This is a genomic window from Halobacillus sp. SY10 (genome assembly GCF_045401165.1).
Taxonomy (GTDB): Bacteria; Bacillota; Bacilli; order Bacillales; family Halobacillaceae; genus Halobacillus; species Halobacillus aidingensis.
Genome location: NZ_CP174345.1, coordinates 3,561,057 through 3,581,573 on the forward strand (window position 1 = coordinate 3,561,057; position 20,517 = coordinate 3,581,573).

At 42.7% G+C, this 20,517-nt stretch carries 20 protein-coding genes; 1 reads left to right on the forward strand and 19 read right to left on the reverse strand.

Translation table 11 applies throughout. The annotated features are described in order from the left end of the window. Positions 1–7 precede the first annotated feature (7 nt). Positions 8–1,378 carry an FAD-binding oxidoreductase gene (locus ACJA3J_RS18160; RefSeq protein WP_406944861.1) on the reverse strand — a complete coding sequence of 457 codons (1,371 nt, stop codon included), beginning with the start codon at positions 1,376–1,378 and terminating at the stop codon, positions 8–10. A gap of 189 nt (positions 1,379–1,567) precedes the next feature. On the opposite strand from ACJA3J_RS18160, the gene ACJA3J_RS18165 reads away from it, so the two are divergent. Next, the gene (locus ACJA3J_RS18165) at positions 1,568–2,275 is read left to right on the forward strand and encodes a FadR/GntR family transcriptional regulator (protein ID WP_406944862.1); all 708 of its coding nucleotides are present in this window, start codon (positions 1,568–1,570) and stop codon (positions 2,273–2,275) included. A 207-nt stretch (positions 2,276–2,482) separates the two neighbouring features. On the opposite strand, the gene ACJA3J_RS18170 is transcribed toward ACJA3J_RS18165, so the two are convergent. The 18 genes from ACJA3J_RS18170 to ACJA3J_RS18255 form a co-directional block, all read right to left on the reverse strand. Beyond that, the gene (locus ACJA3J_RS18170) at positions 2,483–3,319 is read right to left on the reverse strand and encodes an immunoglobulin-like domain-containing protein (protein WP_406944863.1); all 837 of its coding nucleotides are present in this window, start codon (positions 3,317–3,319) and stop codon (positions 2,483–2,485) included. A 310-nt stretch (positions 3,320–3,629) separates the two neighbouring features. Continuing rightward, the gene (locus ACJA3J_RS18175; RefSeq protein ID WP_406944864.1) at positions 3,630–4,556 is read right to left on the reverse strand and encodes an aldo/keto reductase; all 927 of its coding nucleotides are present in this window, start codon (positions 4,554–4,556) and stop codon (positions 3,630–3,632) included. Between the two features lie 74 nt (positions 4,557–4,630). Further along, positions 4,631–5,038 carry a hypothetical protein gene (locus ACJA3J_RS18180; RefSeq protein ID WP_406944865.1) on the reverse strand — a complete coding sequence of 136 codons (408 nt, stop codon included), beginning with the start codon at positions 5,036–5,038 and terminating at the stop codon, positions 4,631–4,633. 12 nt (positions 5,039–5,050) lie between these two features. Beyond that, positions 5,051–6,157, reverse strand: coding sequence for a M20 peptidase aminoacylase family protein (locus ACJA3J_RS18185; protein ID WP_406944866.1), 1,107 nt, complete (start codon positions 6,155–6,157; stop codon positions 5,051–5,053). 14 nt (positions 6,158–6,171) lie between these two features. Continuing rightward, positions 6,172–6,309 (reverse strand): hypothetical protein, encoded by a 138-nt coding sequence (locus ACJA3J_RS18190; protein ID WP_406944867.1) that lies wholly within the window; start codon positions 6,307–6,309, stop codon positions 6,172–6,174. A gap of 115 nt (positions 6,310–6,424) precedes the next feature. Continuing rightward, positions 6,425–7,006 carry a hypothetical protein gene (locus ACJA3J_RS18195; RefSeq protein ID WP_406944868.1) on the reverse strand — a complete coding sequence of 194 codons (582 nt, stop codon included), beginning with the start codon at positions 7,004–7,006 and terminating at the stop codon, positions 6,425–6,427. Positions 7,007–7,337: 331 nt separating this feature from the next. Next, positions 7,338–7,502: a hypothetical protein gene (locus tag ACJA3J_RS18200; protein WP_406944869.1), complete on the reverse strand. Its 165-nt coding sequence runs from the start codon at positions 7,500–7,502 to the stop codon at positions 7,338–7,340. 146 nt (positions 7,503–7,648) lie between these two features. Continuing rightward, positions 7,649–8,257, reverse strand: coding sequence for a hypothetical protein (locus ACJA3J_RS18205; RefSeq protein WP_406944870.1), 609 nt, complete (start codon positions 8,255–8,257; stop codon positions 7,649–7,651). 581 nt (positions 8,258–8,838) lie between these two features. Further along, complete coding sequence (locus ACJA3J_RS18210) at positions 8,839–9,489, reverse strand: cyclase family protein (RefSeq protein ID WP_406944871.1); 651 nt, start codon at positions 9,487–9,489, stop codon at positions 8,839–8,841. Beyond that, positions 9,467–10,294, reverse strand: a complete 828-nt coding sequence (locus ACJA3J_RS18215; protein WP_406944872.1) for a carbon-nitrogen hydrolase family protein — start codon at positions 10,292–10,294, stop codon at positions 9,467–9,469. The genes ACJA3J_RS18210 and ACJA3J_RS18215 overlap by 23 nt, the downstream gene beginning before the upstream one ends. A gap of 3 nt (positions 10,295–10,297) precedes the next feature. Beyond that, complete coding sequence (locus ACJA3J_RS18220) at positions 10,298–11,671, reverse strand: purine-cytosine permease family protein (protein ID WP_406944873.1); 1,374 nt, start codon at positions 11,669–11,671, stop codon at positions 10,298–10,300. Positions 11,672–11,780: 109 nt separating this feature from the next. After that, positions 11,781–13,232, reverse strand: a complete 1,452-nt coding sequence (locus ACJA3J_RS18225; protein ID WP_406944874.1) for an aldehyde dehydrogenase family protein — start codon at positions 13,230–13,232, stop codon at positions 11,781–11,783. 27 nt (positions 13,233–13,259) lie between these two features. Next, positions 13,260–14,579: a YjiH family protein gene (locus ACJA3J_RS18230; protein ID WP_406946323.1), complete on the reverse strand. Its 1,320-nt coding sequence runs from the start codon at positions 14,577–14,579 to the stop codon at positions 13,260–13,262. A 97-nt stretch (positions 14,580–14,676) separates the two neighbouring features. Then, the gene (gene speB / locus ACJA3J_RS18235; RefSeq protein WP_406944875.1) at positions 14,677–15,639 is read right to left on the reverse strand and encodes an agmatinase; all 963 of its coding nucleotides are present in this window, start codon (positions 15,637–15,639) and stop codon (positions 14,677–14,679) included. 29 nt (positions 15,640–15,668) lie between these two features. Beyond that, a complete protein-coding gene (locus ACJA3J_RS18240; protein WP_406944876.1) occupies positions 15,669–17,084 on the reverse strand; it encodes an NAD-dependent succinate-semialdehyde dehydrogenase in 1,416 nt (471 codons plus the stop codon). A gap of 13 nt (positions 17,085–17,097) precedes the next feature. Beyond that, positions 17,098–18,447: a 4-aminobutyrate--2-oxoglutarate transaminase gene (gabT, locus tag ACJA3J_RS18245; protein ID WP_406944877.1), complete on the reverse strand. Its 1,350-nt coding sequence runs from the start codon at positions 18,445–18,447 to the stop codon at positions 17,098–17,100. 12 nt (positions 18,448–18,459) lie between these two features. Then, positions 18,460–19,116 carry a GntR family transcriptional regulator gene (locus ACJA3J_RS18250; RefSeq protein ID WP_406944878.1) on the reverse strand — a complete coding sequence of 219 codons (657 nt, stop codon included), beginning with the start codon at positions 19,114–19,116 and terminating at the stop codon, positions 18,460–18,462. 277 nt (positions 19,117–19,393) lie between these two features. Next, entirely contained in the window at positions 19,394–20,443 is a 1,050-nt protein-coding gene (locus ACJA3J_RS18255; protein WP_406944879.1) for a lactonase family protein, read from the reverse strand. Between the last annotated feature and the right edge of the window lie 74 nt (positions 20,444–20,517).

The window sequence follows — 20,517 nt, forward strand, 5'->3', positions numbered from 1 at the left end:
CAGCCCCCTATACCCTGTCGAAGATCTTCCCAGGGTTCATGATTTGATTCGGATCAAGCACTTGTTTGATTTGGTGCATCACCTCAAGTGAATCCCCATGTTCCAACTGCTGGTATTTCATTTTTCCGACTCCTACGCCATGTTCTCCCGTACATGTTCCTCCTCTTTGAAGGGCATGGTGGACAATCGCTTCATTGAAGAGATCCGCTTTCCGTCTCTCTTCCACATTGTCAGGATCAATCATGAGTAACGCATGATAATTTCCATCCCCTACATGACCAAGTAAAGCACCATCCAATGAAAGCGCATCCATTTGTTCGCGTGCATGTTGGATGCCAAGCGCTAACTGCGAGATCGGCAGACAAACATCTGTGACCATCATTTTCTTTCCCGGGTGTCCATGGACAAAAGAATAAGCGAGGTTATGGCGCGCTTCCCACAGCTCATTTCTGCCTTTCACATCTTTTTCGAACTCGATATCCATGCCTTCTGCATCAGCTAATAACTCTTCAGCAAAAGAAATGTCATGCTGGACACTGGCTTCATTGCCATGAAATTCGATGAATAAGGTCGGGGATTCTTTGAAGTTTTTATCATTCGACTCGTTCACTTGTTTGATCGATGCCTCATCAACAAGCTCCACCCTTGCAAGTTCAATACCTGCAGATAACAGTTGAATCACAGCTTCCACCGCTTGATTCAGATGTTTGAAAGATACACGGGCAGCTACGATGGTTTCAGGAATTCCGTAGACCTGAAGCGTAAGTTTTGTGATGCAGCCGAGAGTTCCTTCTGACCCTACAAAGAGGGTGCTTAAATGGTATCCAGAGGAAGACTTCGCGGCGTGTGTCCCTGTTTGGATGATCTTCCCATTTGGGAGCACCACCTCTAAGCTTCTCACTTGGTCTTTCATCACCCCATATTTCACAGACGTCGTTCCGCTTGCATTCGTAGCGGCCATTCCCCCAAGGGTGGCATCTGCCCCTGGATCGACAGAAAAGAAAAGACCATAAGGCTTTAACTTCTTATTCAACTGCGACCGTGTTACACCAGGATCCACGGTTACAAGGAAATCATCAGGTTTGACTTCAATGTGACGGTTCATTGATGAGAAATCAAGACTGATGCCACCATGGTACGGGATGACATGTCCTTCAAGGCTTGTACCCAGGCCAAATGGCACCACAGGCACCTTGTATTCATTGGCTATTTTAATGATTGCTGATACTTCCTCCTTCGTTTCCGGAAAGACGACCACATCAGGGTTCCTCGGTTCTGAGTAAGCTTCATCCTTCCCGTGCTGTGCCAGTATCGTCTCATTAGTTGTGACCCGGTCCTCTGAAGTGGCTTGAATCAGCGCTTCAATGACTTCTATCATCTTTCTCCTCCTTTCCTTAATTTTTCCTGAACTTTAATGAAGATCATCTTCATACATGACCGAAAAATAAAAGCTATTGACGAGTACATCATATGTATGATGTATTATATAGTATATTATCTGAATATTCATTCAATGTAAATGCCTTCTGTGGAAAATTCTGAAATATTAAAATACTTTTATATGAGGATGTTTTTATTGAATCTTACATTTAACAGAATTCACCCGAATCAAACAAAGACGATGGGGATTGTTTCTTTAATCAAGGACTATTTAATTGAGGGGAAGCTGAAACCTGGAGATAAATTACCGACCGAAATGGAACTGATTGAACAATTAGGAGTGAGCAGGACACCTGTCCGGGAAGCAATTAAAATCCTGGAATCGATTGGTGTCATTCAAATCAAACGCGGAGAAGGAATGTTCATCACAGATAACTCTTCAAAACTGACGATGAACCCGCTTATCTTCAGCTTGATCATGCATAGTCATAATGTCGAGCAGCTCATCGAGTTCCGCCAGCATTTTGAAATGTTGTTGATGAACATGGTCATTACGAAGAAAAAGAAAGACTTAGAGAAGATTGAAGCGGTGTATCATTCGCAAGTGGAACGTATGTCGCCTGACTTGTCTCCAGAGGAGCTTGTGGACATCGATTTAGAATTCCACTATGCCATTTTAGAGGAAACAGAAAATCCGTTCACAATGGAAATCGGACGCACCATCTATGAATTAATCCGTCCAAAAATGGTACATTTCAAGGATCCGGATGGGATTGAAAGGACCCTTGCTACCCATAAAGAACATCTGGAATTTTTGAAAGGGGAGAAGGTCTTTGATCCGAAGGAAGCGGTCACTCAGATGATCAAGAATAACGAGGATATGATCAAAGAATAACGAACACCCACCTTAGATCAAGGTGGGTGTTCGGAATAGCTAGTAGAGGTACGAACTACATTAGAAAATCAACGTAAACTCACTGTGATAACTTTTTAAAAAACGTCAGGAATCAAGCAATCAAAACACCGGCAGGAGAAGAGTTCGATGGAGGAACTCTTCTTTATTCTGTTCATCCACCGTGAGTACACAACCACATGCACTCCATCATTCTTCAACATTAAATTCAACAGCTAATTGTTCCGTAATGTCAGTATGTGCCGCATCAAAAGTCTTCACAACCCTATACGTACCCGGTTTTACGTCTTGCATTTCCAAATCGATTTCCTGTATGGATGTACCATGCGGGTCGAGAAAATAACCAATATCCTCAAAAGCCTCATATTTGTTAATACTTCTCCATCCTCCGAAACTTTGTTTTTCTAAGGAATAGCCTTTACCAAATGTTAACTGAGTCGGTCCCCAGTTCTCCACTTTGATTTGTATAGTTTCGTCCACTCCATACGAGTCTTCCTCCACGTACATCCGAGCATTGAATTCTTCCCGCGGCACATAGAAAAGGGATACGTCCGTATCTAACACTTCATCATTTTCACTCAGCGCTTCCTGGCTGTATGTGTAAATGGCCCCCTTTTTCTCTGGTAGCTCCACAGTCAATTTTTCACCATTCCTGAAAATCTCTTCCTTTACCATGTCAACTTTCTCTAATTCACGTGTTCTTTCTACAAGTTGGACGCGCACTTTCTGGTTAGGAAAGGATTCAAACGTCCCAACACTCTCTCCGGGTTCAACCATAAAGAACGTTGTGGTTAGGTAGATTCCCTTGAAGAACTCTCCTGTAAAAGGTTCATATCCTGATTCCTCACTGATCTTTTCTGTTGACCATCCTTTAAAGTTTGGCACATCCATCGAGTTCGGAGAACCTATATGGTCTGGAATGTCATTCGATGATTCACCACCAGCACCACCACTACTACTACTGGTAAAGGCAGCACACCCTACAACTAGGAACAAGACCATCAAAGGTCCCACCCACCATTTCACCTTTATCACCTCTCGTTAAATTCCACATTCCCATTCGGAAAGTTTTCAGTATGGGATATGGTATTTTATACCTGTATACAATAAGACGATTATCTTTCCTTTCCGTTACACTCTCTTTACCAAATTCACTCCTTATGGTGATGGGGCTATGATATGAAGAGTAGTGTGATTACACATGATTTTTCATTTAAAAACGTCCACCTCTTTGAAAATAGAGATGGACGTTTGGTTCTATCTTTGATTTAAACTTCTTATATTTTCAATTCCCTGTGAAGACAAAGCATGCCAGCCTTGTTGGAGTCATCAATACTTAAGAAAAGATCTCACTGATTTTTGAAACTTCTTGATCGGTCAATTGCACATCCAACGTCTTCAAGTTATCGACCACCTGTTCCGTACGCTTCGCTCCTGGAATGACAGCATCAATAGATGGTTGATTCAAGTACCAGGCCAATACAATATGAGGAACCTCCACTCTCTTCTCTTCCGCTATAGGACGCAATTGATCCACCTTGGCTAAATTCTGTTTAAAGTTATCACCCTGGAAAAGAGGGTTCTTCGCACGAAAATCATCAAATGTTGTATTCTCATTATATTTCCCAGCGAGAAGACCGGATGCAAACGGGAAGTAGGGAACGAATGAGATTTGGTTGTCCGCTGTATAAGGCAGCATTTCCTTTTCCGCTTCGCGCTTGAACAGGTTGTACTCCCCTTGAATGACATCGACATAGCCATCTTTGTTCGCTTCTTTCAGTTGCTCAACCGAGAAGTTCGAAACACCAATGGACCGTATTTTCCCTTCATCTTTCAACTCTTTCAATGCACCCACAGCTTCGTCCTTCGGTGTTCCCTCGTCAGGAAAATGGATGTAGTAGAGGTCGATATAATCCGTGCTCAATCGCTGAAGACTGTCTTCCACTGATTTTTTCAGAAAGGAAGGTTCATTGTTAAAAACGACATCTTCTTCCTTGAATTGGTGCGCTCCCTTCGTTGCGAGAACAATTTCATCCCTTTTATACTCTTTCATGACCTCTCCAACCAGTTCTTCGGAACGTTCAGGCCCATAGATGAATGCTGTATCCAAGAAATTCATTCCATGATTCAATGCTGTGCGGACCACGTCTTTTCCCGCTTCTTCATCTAAATCGGTATAAATGTTATGGCCTCCAACGGCGTTTGTGCCTAGTCCAATCGGGTTGACTTGTAAATCAGATTTACCTAATTGTGTCTTTTTCATTTCTTTTACATCTCTCCCTTGGAAAAGATTATCTTCTTACAGTGTTTACCACATGCCTTTCCAACAGAAACAATCTAGTATTCCTTTTCTTCCAGCACCTCATTATAGACTTTACACAGGTTTTTCAATGATTCTTTTTCCCATGGTGTAGATTTCTTACGGTCTTGTTTGTAATGAACCATCAACACATCCTCAATTTTAACCTTAGGCCTTCGCTTGAATAATAAAGCTATACCTGTCTTTTTACTCTTCGTAAGTAATTGCTTCTTATCCTCGGATTCAATTACGACATTAGCAATTTCCTGATCCTTTTCCAATACAATCACTTGATATTGATACGGACCTTGCCTTTTATTTACAAGAAATCTTTTTATCGTCAGTATATAATAAGAAGACTTCCCTAATCTCTCAAAGGTCTTTTCAGCTAGACTCATATACAAGTTTGGGTAAGAAAAATGTCGATCATCATTTGCGTTCTCCATTTATTTCACACCTCACTCTTTAAGTACGTCTAGTAGTGTCTCTACTAACACACGAGAAGCATCAGCCATGACGCTTTGATCAAATGTCATATGCGGATGATGCAGCCCTGGCTTCAAATCACAACCCACAGCAAGCATCGAAGCCTTCAACTCCGGCTTTCGGATCGTGTAAAAGTGGAAATCGTCTCCTCCGGTCGTTTGAATGGCTCGTTTTAAGGCATCTTCTCCCCTGACCTTAAGAATACCTTGTTCCAAATAACCTGCTGCTTCTTCGCTAATCACAGCCGCAGGAACTTGTGCCTTCTCGTCTACCTGAACACCCGTACCATGCAAGTTTGATAGTGCATGGCAGGCTGATTTTATTTTATCCGTCAATTCATCCATGATCTCATTATCCTCGGCTCTTACATCGATGGAAAACGTCGCACGACCTGGAATGATGTTTGTACTTTTTCCTCCGCTGTGGAACGAAGTCACTTTTGCCGAGTGTGGGACCATAGGATCCACGTGGATGTTATTAAGCAACTGAACCAATTCTGCGCCTAACTCAATGGCATTTTTATTTAAATGCGGTCTCGCTCCATGAGCATCTTCTCCTTCTATCCGTCCCTCGAGGAACCGTACGGCCCCATGCTGAATGGCTGGTGCAAACTCTCCTGACCTCAACTCCTGGATCGGTCTCAAGTGCAAGCCGAAAAGGTAATCAACATCATCCACCACTCCCTTTTCGACCATGGCAATTGCCCCTTCGATTGTTTCCTCCGCAGGTTGAAAAATGACTCGTAACGTTCCTTTCCAATCTGCTTTTCTCTCTTCCAATGCAAAAAGAGCATGGAGCACGATCGACATGTGAGCATCATGACCACATGAATGATTAGCTGTGAATTCTCCGTCCACTTCCTGCCAGAGAGCGTCCATGTCTGCACGGATTGCTACGCAAGGTTTCCCGTGACCAAGTTCTGCTACTAAACCCGTACAATCATCAAAACGGTGAATGTTAAAGCTCGTTTCAGCTAACAAGGTTTCTATGTATTTGGTGGTTTTCTCTTCATGCCAACTCGTTTCCGGGTGGGCATGCAAGTGTGTGTAAATTTGTTGGATGGACGGATAGTTCGCCATAGACTTCCTCCTCTTTATTTCCTAGCTATTTCCTCAAGTTTTTCGATTCTCTTTTCTAACTCCCTATACTTTTCTTTGTCTTTTGCGCTCTTTTGACCCATGATTCCTACGATTAAAATCATAAAAAAGACAATAGCTATTACACCCTGCATCTTTTCCACTCCTTGAATAGCTGATCCGTTCTGGATCACTCATTCTACCTCGTTTTCTACCATTCAATCCAAACCAGTATATGCCAAACCATACCTTTCATTTCCTTAATGGTTTTTAATGATGATTAATACCTTTAACCACTATCCCTTTTGTTTCCCGTTCAATATCTTTGATGTAATCCACCCAATAATCACGGCCAAGGTCCTTCCGCTCCTTATTCGAAATGGATTTATACTCACCAAATACCTTGTACATTCTATCATTCAGGGTCAAAACGTCATTCAAAAAATCGGCCTGTTCTTCACTTAACTTTCCACTTTCATTGTTCTCTTTGTCCATTCTTTCCAATGTGTGTATAACCGTAGAAATTTGTTCGAAGATATGATTCCAGTTGACATTTTCACCTTCCAACTGATTAGCCATTTGAGTTAGAGTTTCAAGGTGGTCTCTTATATTCCAATAAGTATTTTGTAGTGTTTGGAACGTGTCACTATTCATTTCTTCCTTTTCAATCGATTCTTTAATGATCGAATTTAATTCATAAAATACGTAATTCTCATCAAGCATAATCGAGGCAGGTGTGAATTCTGCCCAATCCACAAACTGTTGGTATGATTTAAGTTTGTTATGTAATGTTCCTGCATAAATGGCAAGGCCGGCAACTAAGACGATGAGAATTATTTTTATCTTATCCATAAGCCCCCTCCTAACATATATTGGTAGTCTAACATAATTATAAAACCGTTTCTTATATCATTTAGAATGACGCTTGGTAAAAAAAAAGAGGAAGAACACGATATGTTCTTCCTCTCCTCATTATTCAACATAAACAATAGATATAGCGCATTCACATTTACTCGTCCCCGACTAAAACAGACGTACTAAAAAGGTATGACCCCATAGAATTATAGACAACGAGCTTGTTCATCCAAGTGGTGATTAAAAAGTACGGTCCTTCCCACTCGCATAAAAAAACTCAAACCAGTGAAGTACTGCAGCTTCATCCGTTTGAGTCTCATCCTTATATTTATGCTCCCATCGTGGAAAGAGTTTGTTTTTCGTGTTGTTTCTCTAATTCTTGTTTCATTTTGAGAACCTTCATACGCTCTTGCTCCAGCTCCTCCTGAAGTCGTTGATTCTCTTTCACTAGATGATCTCTCTGATCCAACACTCTAAGCATATCTTCTCTCATAAATTTCTACCTCCTTTTATAAGAACGTGATTATTTCAGTAATTTGTAGAAATTTGACGTTTTATATATTTATAGGAATTAGTTACCCCCTACAGTGCTTGTTAAAACATATTTGTACAACCTTAGTGAAGATTTGAAAGGTTCTATTAGTCATTTTTCTGCATCATATAGAGGAGTGCTCCTAAAATCGGGACAATACCGAACCAATGTTTTTGATTCGACCTCCCATTTCTGCATTCCTTCCAATACATGACGTAAATAGACAATATCGTCAACACAACAAAATCGATGGTCATGACATGGACAAATTGTGAAATTTGAAAAGCCTCAAGATAGAGTTTAAAATTCCCTTGCGTCATGCCATACAAAAATAAAGCAACGGTTCCAGTAATCAAAAGCATGTAAAAAATGCGGGAATAAAGTCCCTTTAATAACCACCCTGGAGCCCTTCCTTTTCCTGTATGATTTCCTTTTGATAAAAAGAAATAGGGCATTAAGGCGAAGGCTCCGAACATGAACATTCCCAGAACAAAAGGCCATAACGGCAAGCGGCTATCATCTTCTCGTAGAAGCAAGGCAGTAAAAACGAGTGGATAAATACCAAGAAAACTAAACACCATCAATAAAAAAGGATCCGGATCATCCATGGTCAATAATTGATCGAGATACCCTTGGTTGCCTTCTGGAGCGAAAAATACAGCATACAAAACAAAGACGGCCCAACTGATTAAAAAAAGGATCTGCCGCATCGTCATTTTCAACTCCCTCCCTTTCCGGAAAAACCATTTATATGAACTCTACCTCTTTTCATGCGAAACAATGTCAAACACCGACGGAGATGGCAGAAATCATCTTCATTATTCTTCTGGCCAAAAGCCTGGTTTCTCAAGGATCAATCTTCGCTTGATTATAATGATAATTCATTTTTGCAGGTGTTTTCGCTTCTTTCATCGTTCTTCTCCATGAATTGGTTCCTCTAGTTTGGTTATTGTTTCATTCAAGTCTCTATATAGAAACGGATAATAAGGTGTATCTTTAATCCATTGACGAAAACTTAATAATGTTGTTTTCACATGCTCCACCCACATAAACCTCCTCTCAACCAAGACTTTACTCCTGGTTATATCGGTATAGTAGTAGCTAATTATAAGGGAATGTCCAAAATCACCCTAATAAATGACAAAAAATATCGTTTGTCTATGAAGTATAGAAAACATATCTTTTAAGAGTACAAAATCAGCTCAAAAAAGCGCACCTCGAAAATGAGTTGCGCTTGATCGATAAAAGCATATTTCATACACCGCGACCAGTATTCGTACAAACAATTGCTTAAGCACTATTCAAATTCCATTGCGACTGCCCGAACAGGTGACCCATCTATCCCGGGCATATTCAATGGAAAGGCGGTTACAAAAGGATGTTCAAAATCAATCTGATCAAAGTTGGTAAAGTTCTCGCCGATAATCCCATTCAAGCCGGTGATCGCTTCATGAGCTTGAAAGCTGCTTCCATCTGGAGGATCGATATTCAACGCATCAATAAAAAACGTTCGCACGCCTCTGTTTAGCAGTTCGGTAACAAGCTCAATGGTTAGGTAAGGGTGTTTATAATAGAGTTCAGATTCTAAATGAGCATCCCACCCCGTATGGAACAAAGCAATTGTTCCTGAACGAAGCTTTTCTAAGTCACCACGAATGTCCTCTATTGTAATGCCTTCCGCTGGATTTTTATGTGTTACATCCAGAACAATTCCTTCTCCGGCAAAGTGAGTCAGAGACACTTCATCAATTTTTTTGCCTTCCTTTGTGATATGGTAGGGGGCATCCACATGTGTACCGGTGTGTGAGCCTATATTCAATTTGCTCACATTGTACCCATGTTCTTCTATATTGGCTGCTGCACTTAGATGAGGTTTAGGATCTCCTGGATACACAGGGGTTTTGGATGTGACAGGAATGGAAAGGTCAACGATTTTTTTGATTTGCATAGCTTTCCCTCCTTTCAAATACGTCAGTTCTTCGGTCGTCATTCATCGTAAAGAAACGCTGCTTCCACTTTTTGATTACATCGTAATCGATGGTAGATACCATCCATTTCTCTTGGATATTTTCAAATAAAGCTACTTTTGTTCCATCAGGATTGTAAACTCTGGATTGTCCGAAGAAAGATAAATTCCCGGACTGGCCTTTGTGGTTACAAGTCGCAACATATGCTGTAGTATCTATAGCCCGAGCGGAAGCAAACCTTGCAAATGGCCCCTCGTAAGGAGACTCCCATGCACTTGGAGCCAAAACTAACTCGACTCCTTCCTTGGATAAATAGGCGGAGTACTCAGGAAATGCCAAATCCCAGCAGATAAGTAATGCGATTCTGCCAATCGGCGTGTCCACGACTACAGGAGCATCTCCCCCTTTAAAGAATTCTTTTTCAAAAGGTGTGAGGTGAATTTTCCTGTAATGGGCAATGCATTGCCCATTCGGGTCCAGTAACATCGTAGAATTATAGAGATGATCCGATGTATCTTTTTCAACATATCCATAAAGGAGATAGAGGCCTTCCCTCTTTGCTGCAGTAGACATCCGTTGAAAAGTAGAACCGAACCTTTCTTCCGCTACATCTCTTAGCGCCGGCTCCAAAAAATAACCGGTCGCCGAGAGTTCAGGAAAAACAACAAGATTGGTCCTCGGCTTCTTCCTTTTGCAAAGCTCTATGTCTTCCTCCATCCTTTGGATATTGCTTTTTTTATCCCCAGGTATAAATTCTCGTTGACTTAAAGCCATTTGAACCTTCATTTTTTATAGTCCTCCTACGTTCTTTACATCATCTTCTTCTCTCACCTGTCCAACTCCTTGATACATGAGTTTCATTAATATCCAGTACAGTCCACCTGAAAATAGGAAAGTCAAAATAGTTGCACCGATTGCGAGTGGCATAACGTAAGTAAACACATAGGCAAATACGGCACCAAGAATATAAGCGGAAAATGCCGCGATATTGACACCTTTCGTGTACATATAGATCCCTTTAGCATTCGAATAGATATCCTCAGCATCATAGCGGGCTTTCTTCAAGATGAAATAATCCACTAAAATAATGGAAAACACAGGAATGAACATTGTTGCAATCAACAAGATGAAATTATAAAAGTTGGCCATCAAGGTATCTTTGAGTAAAGCACCAAGCGTACATAAAATCCCCATCACTAAAGCAGGCTTCCAGAAACCTACCTTTGGAATAACCGTCATAAAGGACATCGTCGCACTATAAAGGGCCATGACGTTTGTTGATAGAACAGAGAAAAAGACGACGATGGCAGCGACTAGGCCGAATCCATATTGTGACAATAGAATCGTAGGATCATATGTCTGTTCCATACCAGACAAAATACTGAAACCGCTTACAGTTGCGCCCAGCCCCATAGCGATGAGAGAAGCTAAAATATATCCGGCATAAGTGCCAATCATCCCCTTTTTCTCTGATGTACAGTTCCGGTTGAAGTCACAAACTGAAGACATCCAGGAGAAAGCGGTCGCAACAACGATATCAAAAGCGATGATAGCCGTCACTTCAGGATTTTCACTCAATGGAATCGTCAGCAAAGAACCTACTTCATACGTGGTAAACAGTTTGGTGAAAACGACAAACGAAAGAATCAGCATCGCTATGGACACCCATTTTTCAAGCTGCTCCACACCACGGTGACCATAGATCGTAATGGCAACAACCAAAAGTTCGGTCAAGATAACGAATAAGTTGATATTGCTATAACCAGTTGTGTATTCAACGGCATAATTCAAACTTAAACCAGCCATATAAGCCTGAATCCAACTCCAACCTACAAGAACAATCGAGTTGGCGATTGCCGGCAGCACCGCTCCTCTCTGCCCGAAAGCTGCTCTACTCATGACCATTGTCGGTAATCCCGTCCTCGTACCTATTAATCCCGTGAGGACAAGCGGAATCGCTCCAATCAATGAACCTAATAAAATGGCCCACATGGCTGTCGTGTAAGAAATACTTGGGATAAATAGCATTCCTGTTAAAACAGATGTAATGACGACATTTGCTGCCAGCCATAAGGTGAACGTTTTGAAAAAAGTCATGGTTCTTGCATTCTTCGGGGTCGGACGGACATTATCATTGCCAAAATTCTCTATCCAACTAGCCATTATATAACCACCTTTTATTTTTAATTTTCAGTAAATTACTCTTAAAAAAATATCGAACTCTCTTAAAATCCCCGCAGGATGCAGGAACTCTGAATCCTGCGGGACAAAGTTAGGAGTACCACTCAGGAGATGCTAACGTTCGATTGACATTCATATGTTTGACTTCTGTGAATGCGTAAAATCCTTCCGGTCCAAGTTCTCTTCCGATGCCGCTCTGTTTATAACCACCCCATGAAGCTTCAATGTATGGAATATGATAATTGTTCACCCATACCGTTCCTGCCTGTAACCGGGCTGCTACACTTTCAGCGCGTTCTACATCAACGGACAGTACCCCTGCCGCTAACCCGTAAACTGTATCATTAGCTAAATTGACAGCCTCCTGCTCATCTTTAAATGGCTGAATAGTAATGACGGGGCCAAAGATCTCCTCCTGGACAATACTCATCTCCTGTTTTACATCTGCAAACACAGCCGGGCGTATGTAATACCCTTCTTGGTCAAGGATTTCTCCTCCATATAAAGTTGCTCCTTCTTCCACACCTTTTTCCAGATATCTCGTGACTTTATCAAAGTGAGATTGATTGATGAGCGGTCCCATTTCTGTCGAGTCATTCATGGGGTCTCCTACATTGATTTCGTTTATTCTGTCTTTTAATCTCGCTAACACGTCGTTGTAAATGGAGTCCTGTACAAGAATTCTGGAGGAGGCTACACAAACTTCCCCTTGATTGAAGAATCCTCCAAACAAAATCCATTCGACCGCGACCTCCACATCGGCATCATCGAAGACGATCAATGGGGACTTTCCTCCGAGTTCAAGGGACACTCTTTTCAATGCACGGGCACATTTTTCATTGATCTTTTTCCCTGTCTCCGATCCACCAGTGAACGATACTTTATCTGTTAAAGGATGGGTGATCAGTGTATCTCCTACTGGATCTCCGTCCCCTAAAACAATATTGAAAATTCCATCAGGAAGACCGATCCGGTCAAAAATTTCGACCACCTTCAGAATGGATAGAGGCGTGACTTCAGAAGGTTTGAATACGACAGCATTCCCTGCAGCGAGAGCGGGGGCAATCTTCCACATCCCCAATAAAAGCGGGAAGTTCCAGGGAACAACCAAAGCACATACTCCAATGGGCTCACGCAATATCCTACTTGTTGTACCGTCTTCCATATCGATATCTTTCATATCTTGTTCTTCCACAAAATCTGCGTAAAAGCGCAAGCATGTCACCGTATCTTCAATATCAATGATCGACTCTCTCATGGGCTTCCCAGTATTCAAACTTTCCAGCTCAGCAATTTCATTCGCGCTATTTTCAATCTCGTCCGCTGCTTTCTTTAAAAAATCTGCCCGCAGCTTAACATTCGTTGCCCAGCCGGTTTGATCAAAAGCTTCCTTTGCTGCATGCAAAGCCTTTTCCGTCTGGGACTTTGAGGCATCAGCCAACGACCGCAGAACTTGTCCATTATGGGGGTTGATAAGGGTTCTTTTCTTCCCTTCTCCTTTTTCCCATGTTCCATTGATATATAGATGATTCTCTTCTGACATTTCAATCCTCTCCTCACTCCTGCAATGTTAGAAAAAGAACAGGTGAGCCATAACAGCAATAATTGGCAAAGTAATCAACGTTCGTTGAATGAAAATGATGACAAGGTCGAGAAACCCAACAGGAATTTTCGACTTGATTAACAAAATCCCTACTTCTGACATATAAATCAGCTGAGTAACGGACACAGCAGCTATAATAAAACGGGAAAGTTCACTTTCAATCCCACTACCGACAACGGCAGGCAGGAACATATCTGCAAAACCGACAAGGATCGCCGGTGCTGTTTCAGCAGCAGCCGGAATCTGCAGTAGATTCAAAAGCCATATAACCGGGTAAGAAAGATATGTGAACACCGATGTGAATTCAGCCAGGATCAAAGCAAGAGTTCCAAGTGCCATCACAAGTGGCAACAATCCAAACCAGATATCGACAACGTTATGGACACCTTTTTTAGCGATATGCTTAAACCCTTGGACTTTCTGTGCTTTTTCGAGTGCTTTTTCAAGACCCCATTGGAAGTTTGATGTATGTTCAGGTACAGCTTCGCTGATCTGCTTTCCAACAGGTTCATAATATTCGTCTTTCTTTTTTGATAGAGGTGGAATGCGCGGACAAATGACAGCGGCGGCAAAACCTGCGACGACGATGGTGGCATAGAACGGAATAAAGAGATGTTCAAGTCCAATAAACGTGATGACAACTAAGCTGAAGGCAATGGAAGCAACCGAAAAGGTTGTCGCGATGACAGAAGCTTCCCGTTTCGTGTAGAACCCTTCTTCGTATTGTCTCGTTGTAATAAGGACGCCTACCGTTCCGCTTCCCATCCATGAAGCAAAAGCATCAATGGAGGACCGACCGGGCAGTTTAAAAAGTGGATACATAATTTTACGGAAAATGGACCCGATGAACTCCATTAATCCAAATTCTAAAATGAGCGGCATCAGTAAGCCTGCAAATAAGAACCATGTGGTAAGCACAGGAATCAAAGAATAAAGGACAGTTCCGCCTGTAATGTCGGCATACAGCCAGCTTGGTCCCCATTGGAAGATCGTACAAACGGCAAACACTGCTCCCATGATCCGGATGGTCAACCAAAAAGGATGAAGGTTAAACAAGGACTGGAGGAACTCGGATTTCATGATCCAGCCGGGTTTAGCAGCTTTTGTATAAATGGCCCCAAGGGCAGACAGCGCCAAAATAATTGTCATAAAGATATAAAGATAGCCTTCAAAAAAGGATTGAAAGAATTCGGCCATGATGCCGACTCCGATTGTAACTTTCCCATCGTAGTAGATTGGTGCTAAGAAAAGCAAAGCACCAATCACCGATGGAACAATAAACATCATATAATCCTTTTTTGAGAAAGACGGTGAGTACGTTTCTACATGATAGTCGTCTACTTTTTCCTGCGAGTGCAAAGAAATTCCCCCTTCTCAAAATTGGTTATCTGGTCAAAGCCTTTTGTTCGGCTCTCTTCTTCATCGCTACAAGACTGATCATTTCGTAACCGACCGCAGAAGCTAGACCTGCAGTGATTTCTCCCGCATCATGTGTCGGCAGGACTTCTACTAGATCGAACCCTACAAGGTTAAGGCCATGAAGTCCTCGTACACATTGCAACGCTTCATAACTTGTCGGGCCAGCCACTTCAGGTGTTCCTGTTCCCGGTGCATAGGCGGGATCGACGAAGTCAATATCGAAACTGACAAACACCGGATGATCCGGACCGATCTTCTCGTGAATCCGCTGTAGTACTTTTTCTACACCCATTCGCCGAACGTCATTCATCGTCAACACTTCAAAGCCTAAACCTTCCGCATCTTTAATGTCTTCTGGTCCATAAAGCGGGCCTCTTAAACCAATCTGAATCGAACGATCCATATCCAGAAGGCCTTCCTCTACAGCTCTTCGGAATGGTGTCCCGTGCATATACTTCTCTCCATAATAGTTGTCCCAAGTATCTCCATGGGAATCAAAATGAACAAAAGCCATTTTGCCATATTTCTTATGGAAGGCGCGGAGGTTGCCTAATGATATGGAATGGTCCCCGCCTAAAATGATAGGAGTTACGGATTTGTCGAGGAGCGGTTCCAAGCCTTCCACAATGTTGTCGTACGTGCGATGGACATTCCCCGGGATGACATCAATATCGCCATAGTCCACACCGGAGGCATAATCAAAAATGTTAATATCCTGATCCGGATTGTAAGGACGAAGCAATACAGAGGATTTACGGATGTGTTGAGGTCCACCTCTCTGCCCGGTCCTGTTGGAAGCTGCTGTATCAAATGGAACGCCTAAAACCGCAAAATCCACATCTTCCTCCGTCCTGACCGCCTGCAACCTCATAAATGTACTCAATCCACAAAAACGTGGAGATAGGGAAGAATCTATTGGTTTATACATCTGAAAAACTCCTTTTCTAGTTGTTAAATTTATAGTCCCAACGAAATGTATTTCGTTTCAAGATATTCCTCAATTCCTTGTGGCCCGCCTTCACGACCCATCCCGCTCTCTTTAAAACCTCCGAATGGCGCCTGCGCTGCAGATGGGGCTCCGTCATTCATTCCAACGATGCCATAGTCAAGAGCTTCTGATAACGTGAGCGCTTTACTTATGTTCTCCGTAAACAAGTAGGCAGCTAACCCAAACGGCGTATCATTGGCTCGTTCGACAGCTGATTCTTCATCCGTAAAAGAAGTAATCGGCACGACAGGACCAAACGTTTCTTCCTTCATGCAAAGCATCGAATCCGTTACATTTTTCAAGATGGTCGGTTGAATGAAGAAGCTTCCATCTGAAGCATCTCCTGCTCCTCCAGTCACTAGCTCTGCTCCGTTCTCAACCGCATCGTCGATATGACGAATGACTTTTTCATAGGCTCCCTGATCGATTAAAGGACCGATATCTGTTGCGGGATCTAAACCATCTCCCACTTTTAAAGCTTTTACTGCTGTTATCAGCTTTTCGATAAAAGGTTCAACGATGGACTCGTGGACAAAGAAACGGTTGGAACAAATACATGTCTGGCCCGCATTTCTGAATTTCGAAGCAACAGCCCCTGCGACGGCTTTATCCAAGTCGGCATCTGGAAGGACGATAAAAGGAGCCTGTCCACCGAGTTCTAAGGAAATCCGCTTCATCGTGTCTGCCGACTTTTTCATCAGCAATTTCCCGACTTCGGTCGATCCTGTAAAAGAAAGCTTCCTGACTCTTGAGTCCGACAACCAAACATTACTAATCGTTTCCGCATCCCCTGTCAAAATATTAATCAACCCTGGAGGGGCACCTGCTTCATTGGCTAATTCAACCAACCGTATCGCTGTTAAAGGCGTCTGCTCAGCTGGCTTGATCAGCACCGTGCATCCCGCTGCAATGGCCGGGGCCACTTTTCTTGTGATCATCGCTGCAGGGAAATTCCATGGTGTAATGGCGGCTACGACGCCAACAGGCTGTTTCTGGACGAGAATCCGTTTGTCCGGTTTCGACGCCGGGATCGTTTGACCATAAATCCGCTTCGCTTCCTCGGCAAACCAAGAAATATAGCTGTTGGCATAACCTATCTCTCCTCTTGCTTCTTTGAGCGGTTTCCCTTGTTCCTTTGTCATGATTTCTGCCAACTCATCTGTATGATCTTCAATTAACTGAAACCATCGCTTGAGAAAGGCTGACCGTTCATCCGAGGTGGTATGCTTCCATTGGTTGAAAGCCTGGTGAGCCGCTTCCACCGATTGTTTGGCTTCTTTCTCCCCGGCATCCGGTACGGAATCCAGCCGTTCTTGGTTGATCGGGTTATAAACATCGAAAGTTTTTTCTGTTTGTACGCTTTCTCCATCAATGACAATATTCATGGTTAGACCTCCTTTACACATGTTGGGGTTCGTAACAGTTCTTCATTGCTTTTTCTAAAAGATCCAATCCTTCTTCCAATTCTTCATCCGTAATGACAAGGGGCATGAGGAAGCGGATGACATTTCCGTACAATCCCGCGCCCAACACAAGCAATCCATTTCTTTGTGCTTCTGCGATGATCTTTTGCGTAAGCAATTTGTCCGGAGTTTTCGTTTCTCTATTCTCTACCATCTCGATGGCAATCATCGCTCCAAGGCCACGGACTTCTCCGATGCAGTCCAGGTTCTCAGACAATCGATAAAATCTTTCTTTCACGATTTCGCCGATTTTATCCGCGCGCTCATTTAATCCCTCGTTTTCAATGACATCGATTGCGGCTATGGCCGCCCGACAGCCAAGTGGATTCCCGCTGTATGTACCTCCTAATTCGCCAGGACCCGAAGCATCCATCACTTCACTTCTGCCAATTACACCACTGATGGGTGTCCCTGCTCCAAGTGATTTAGAAACGGTAATCAAATCTGGAACCACATCAGAATGGTCGATAGCGAAATATTTACCTGTCCGTCCAAAACCTGTTTGAATTTCATCGGCGACAAAAAGGATGCCATGTTCCTCACACAACACTTTAACGGCTTGGACGAATCGAGGATCAGGAACGATAAATCCTCCCTCTCCCTGAACAGGTTCCATTACGACCGCTGCAATCGTCTCTGGAGCTACTTCTGTCAGGAAGAATTTTTTAAACTCTTCAATGGAATGTTCACAGTATTCTTCCTCGCTCATCGCTTCAGGTTTGCGGTAAGGATAAGGGAAAGGCGCCTTATAAACCTCCGGTGCAAAAGGTCCAAAGCCGAATTTATAAGGCTTCACTTTGCTCGTCATCGACATCGTCATTAAAGTACGACCGTGGAAAGCGTTTTCAAAAGTGACGATTGCTTGTCTGCCTGTGTATTTTCTTGCTATTTTTACTGCATTTTCAACGGCTTCCGCTCCGCTGTTCTGTAGTAAAACCTTCTTGTCATGAGCTCCAGGAGCAAGATCGGCAAGCTTTTCTGCAAGCTCTACATAAGGCTCATACATCATCACATTGAAACCTGTATGAATGTATTGATCCACTTGATCATGCAGGGCCTGCTTTACTGTCGGATGGCAGTGACCGACATTGATCGTCCCGATGGCTCCGGCGAAATCAATGAACGTGTTGCCATCCACATCTGTAATTTTTGCTCCTTCCGCTTTTTCAGCGAATGTCGGGAGCCCGTAACTGACGGCATCCGGCACGATACGGTGCCGACGCTCCAACAGGTCACTCGCTTTTGGTCCTGGGATATTTGTTTGTATTGAAGCATGTTTTGTCATTACAAATCCTCCTTAATTAAATATGGATGTGCGTTCAGAAAGATCGTTAAGTGTAGAAAGCATGTGTGCTTCAATCGCTTTTTTCGTTGCCGCCACATCTCTTTTTTTCAAGGCTGCAATCACTTCCTGGTGTTCTGGAATCGACAGGACTTGATCCATCTCTGTTGAATAAAAGTTATCCCTTAAAATGAGATAACAGTCGGACCATAGGTTCAACTTTTCAATTTCTTGAAGCAGGAATTTATTTTCGGCTACTTTCGCCGGGTAAGCATGAATCTGTGCGTTGACCCGTAAAAACTCTTCATAATCCTTCTGTTCATAAGCTTTTTCCTCTTCCTTCAAAAGTTGCTCCAACTCCTGAAAGTTTTCTTCCGTCATTTGATGGACCGCCAATTCCGCGGCATAGCTTTCCAACACAATTCGGAGATTAAACACATCTTCAAGCTCCTTATCGGATGGATCACAGACAAAAGCCCCTCGATGCGGAACCAGTTGAATCAGCCCTTCATTCTCAAGGCGGTTAAAAGCGGCTCGAATCGGCGTACGGCTCATGTTCAGCTCCTTACCGACCCACTCTTCCGTGACGCGTTGACCCGGGACGAGCCGTTTTAACATTATGGCGCGCTTAATTTTTTCATAGGCTATTTCTTCGTTCTTTTGTTTGCTCATATTTTCTACCACCAATTGTTTTAAAAGATTGTATACAATCTGAAGATACAATTATTCTATAATAAAACTGTTCAGATTTCTACAATTTTTCTGAATTTTTAATGAAGTTGTGTTTCTTAAGCATTAAAAAACCCATCAGGATCAACCTAATGGGTCGAGAATTCTTATGTATAGGATCATGTTTGATCACCTTCTTATAAGAAAAAGTCAGCCTTGTCTTCACAAACAAGGCTGACTTTTATGAAGAGCGCTGAATCCTACTTCACCTTTAAGCGAATTAAGTATGCGCGATGAATTTTACACAAACCGGTTCCGGAACATGGACATCCGATTGAACGAGAGACAGCTTCCCTGTCGATTTGTCTCTTTCAAACAATGTCATCGTATTTGATTTCTGGTTTGTAGCAATCAAAAATTCTTCAGAAGGATCCAATACAAAGTCACGCGGCCAATTCCCTTCTGTTGAAGTCCATTCGATAAACGTTAACTGGCCAGAATCTTGATCCACCTTATATACAGCGATGGAATTATGTCCGCGATTTCCAGCGTAAACAAATTGTCCATCTGAAGAAATATGGATCGCACTTCCGTCATTCGTTTCGTTAAAGTCTTCTGGAATCGTTTTAATCGCTTGTTGTTCTGTGAAACTACCGTCTTTCTCATCATAATGAAGCACAAGAACTTCTGAACTCAGCTCTGTCATCACATACGCATACTTTTTATTCGGATGGAATGTGATGTGTCTTGGTCCGCTGCCTGGCGCTGTGTTGAATACTTGGACCTGAGTTAGATCCCCTTGATCAGCAGCGTAAGTGATGACCCGGTCACTTCCAAGGTCAATCGCGATCACGTATTTTTCATCTGGTGTGAAACCTGCATAATGCATGTGAGGTTTTTCCTGGCGCTCATGCGGACCGGTCCCCTCGTGTTCAACCACGGTAGTTGCTGGATTCAAAGATCCATCTTCATTTGTTAAGTAAGAGACAATATTCGTTGTATGATAATTCGCCGTTACCACCGTGTTCTTATCATGATCGACACTCACATGACACGGCGGTGATCCAGCAGCGGTTTGGATATTTAATTTTGTTAATTCACCCGTTTCCTCTTGAATGGAAAAAGCCGTAACGCCACCGTTTTCTCCTTCTTTTGTAACGGCATATAGGTTTTTCTGATCGTCACTCACGGTTACATACGTCGGGTTTCCCAGCTCAGCAGCTAATTTCACATCTTTCAATGCTTTGTTGTCTGTATCCAGCGTGAATTGATATACACCTTTACTATCCTGTTTCGTATATGTTCCAACATATCCAACAAACTTTGCCATTACGAAAACTCCTTTATATCGGTTGTATTAACATATCCTATCAAATCGACGGTTCTCTTTCATTATCTCATAAA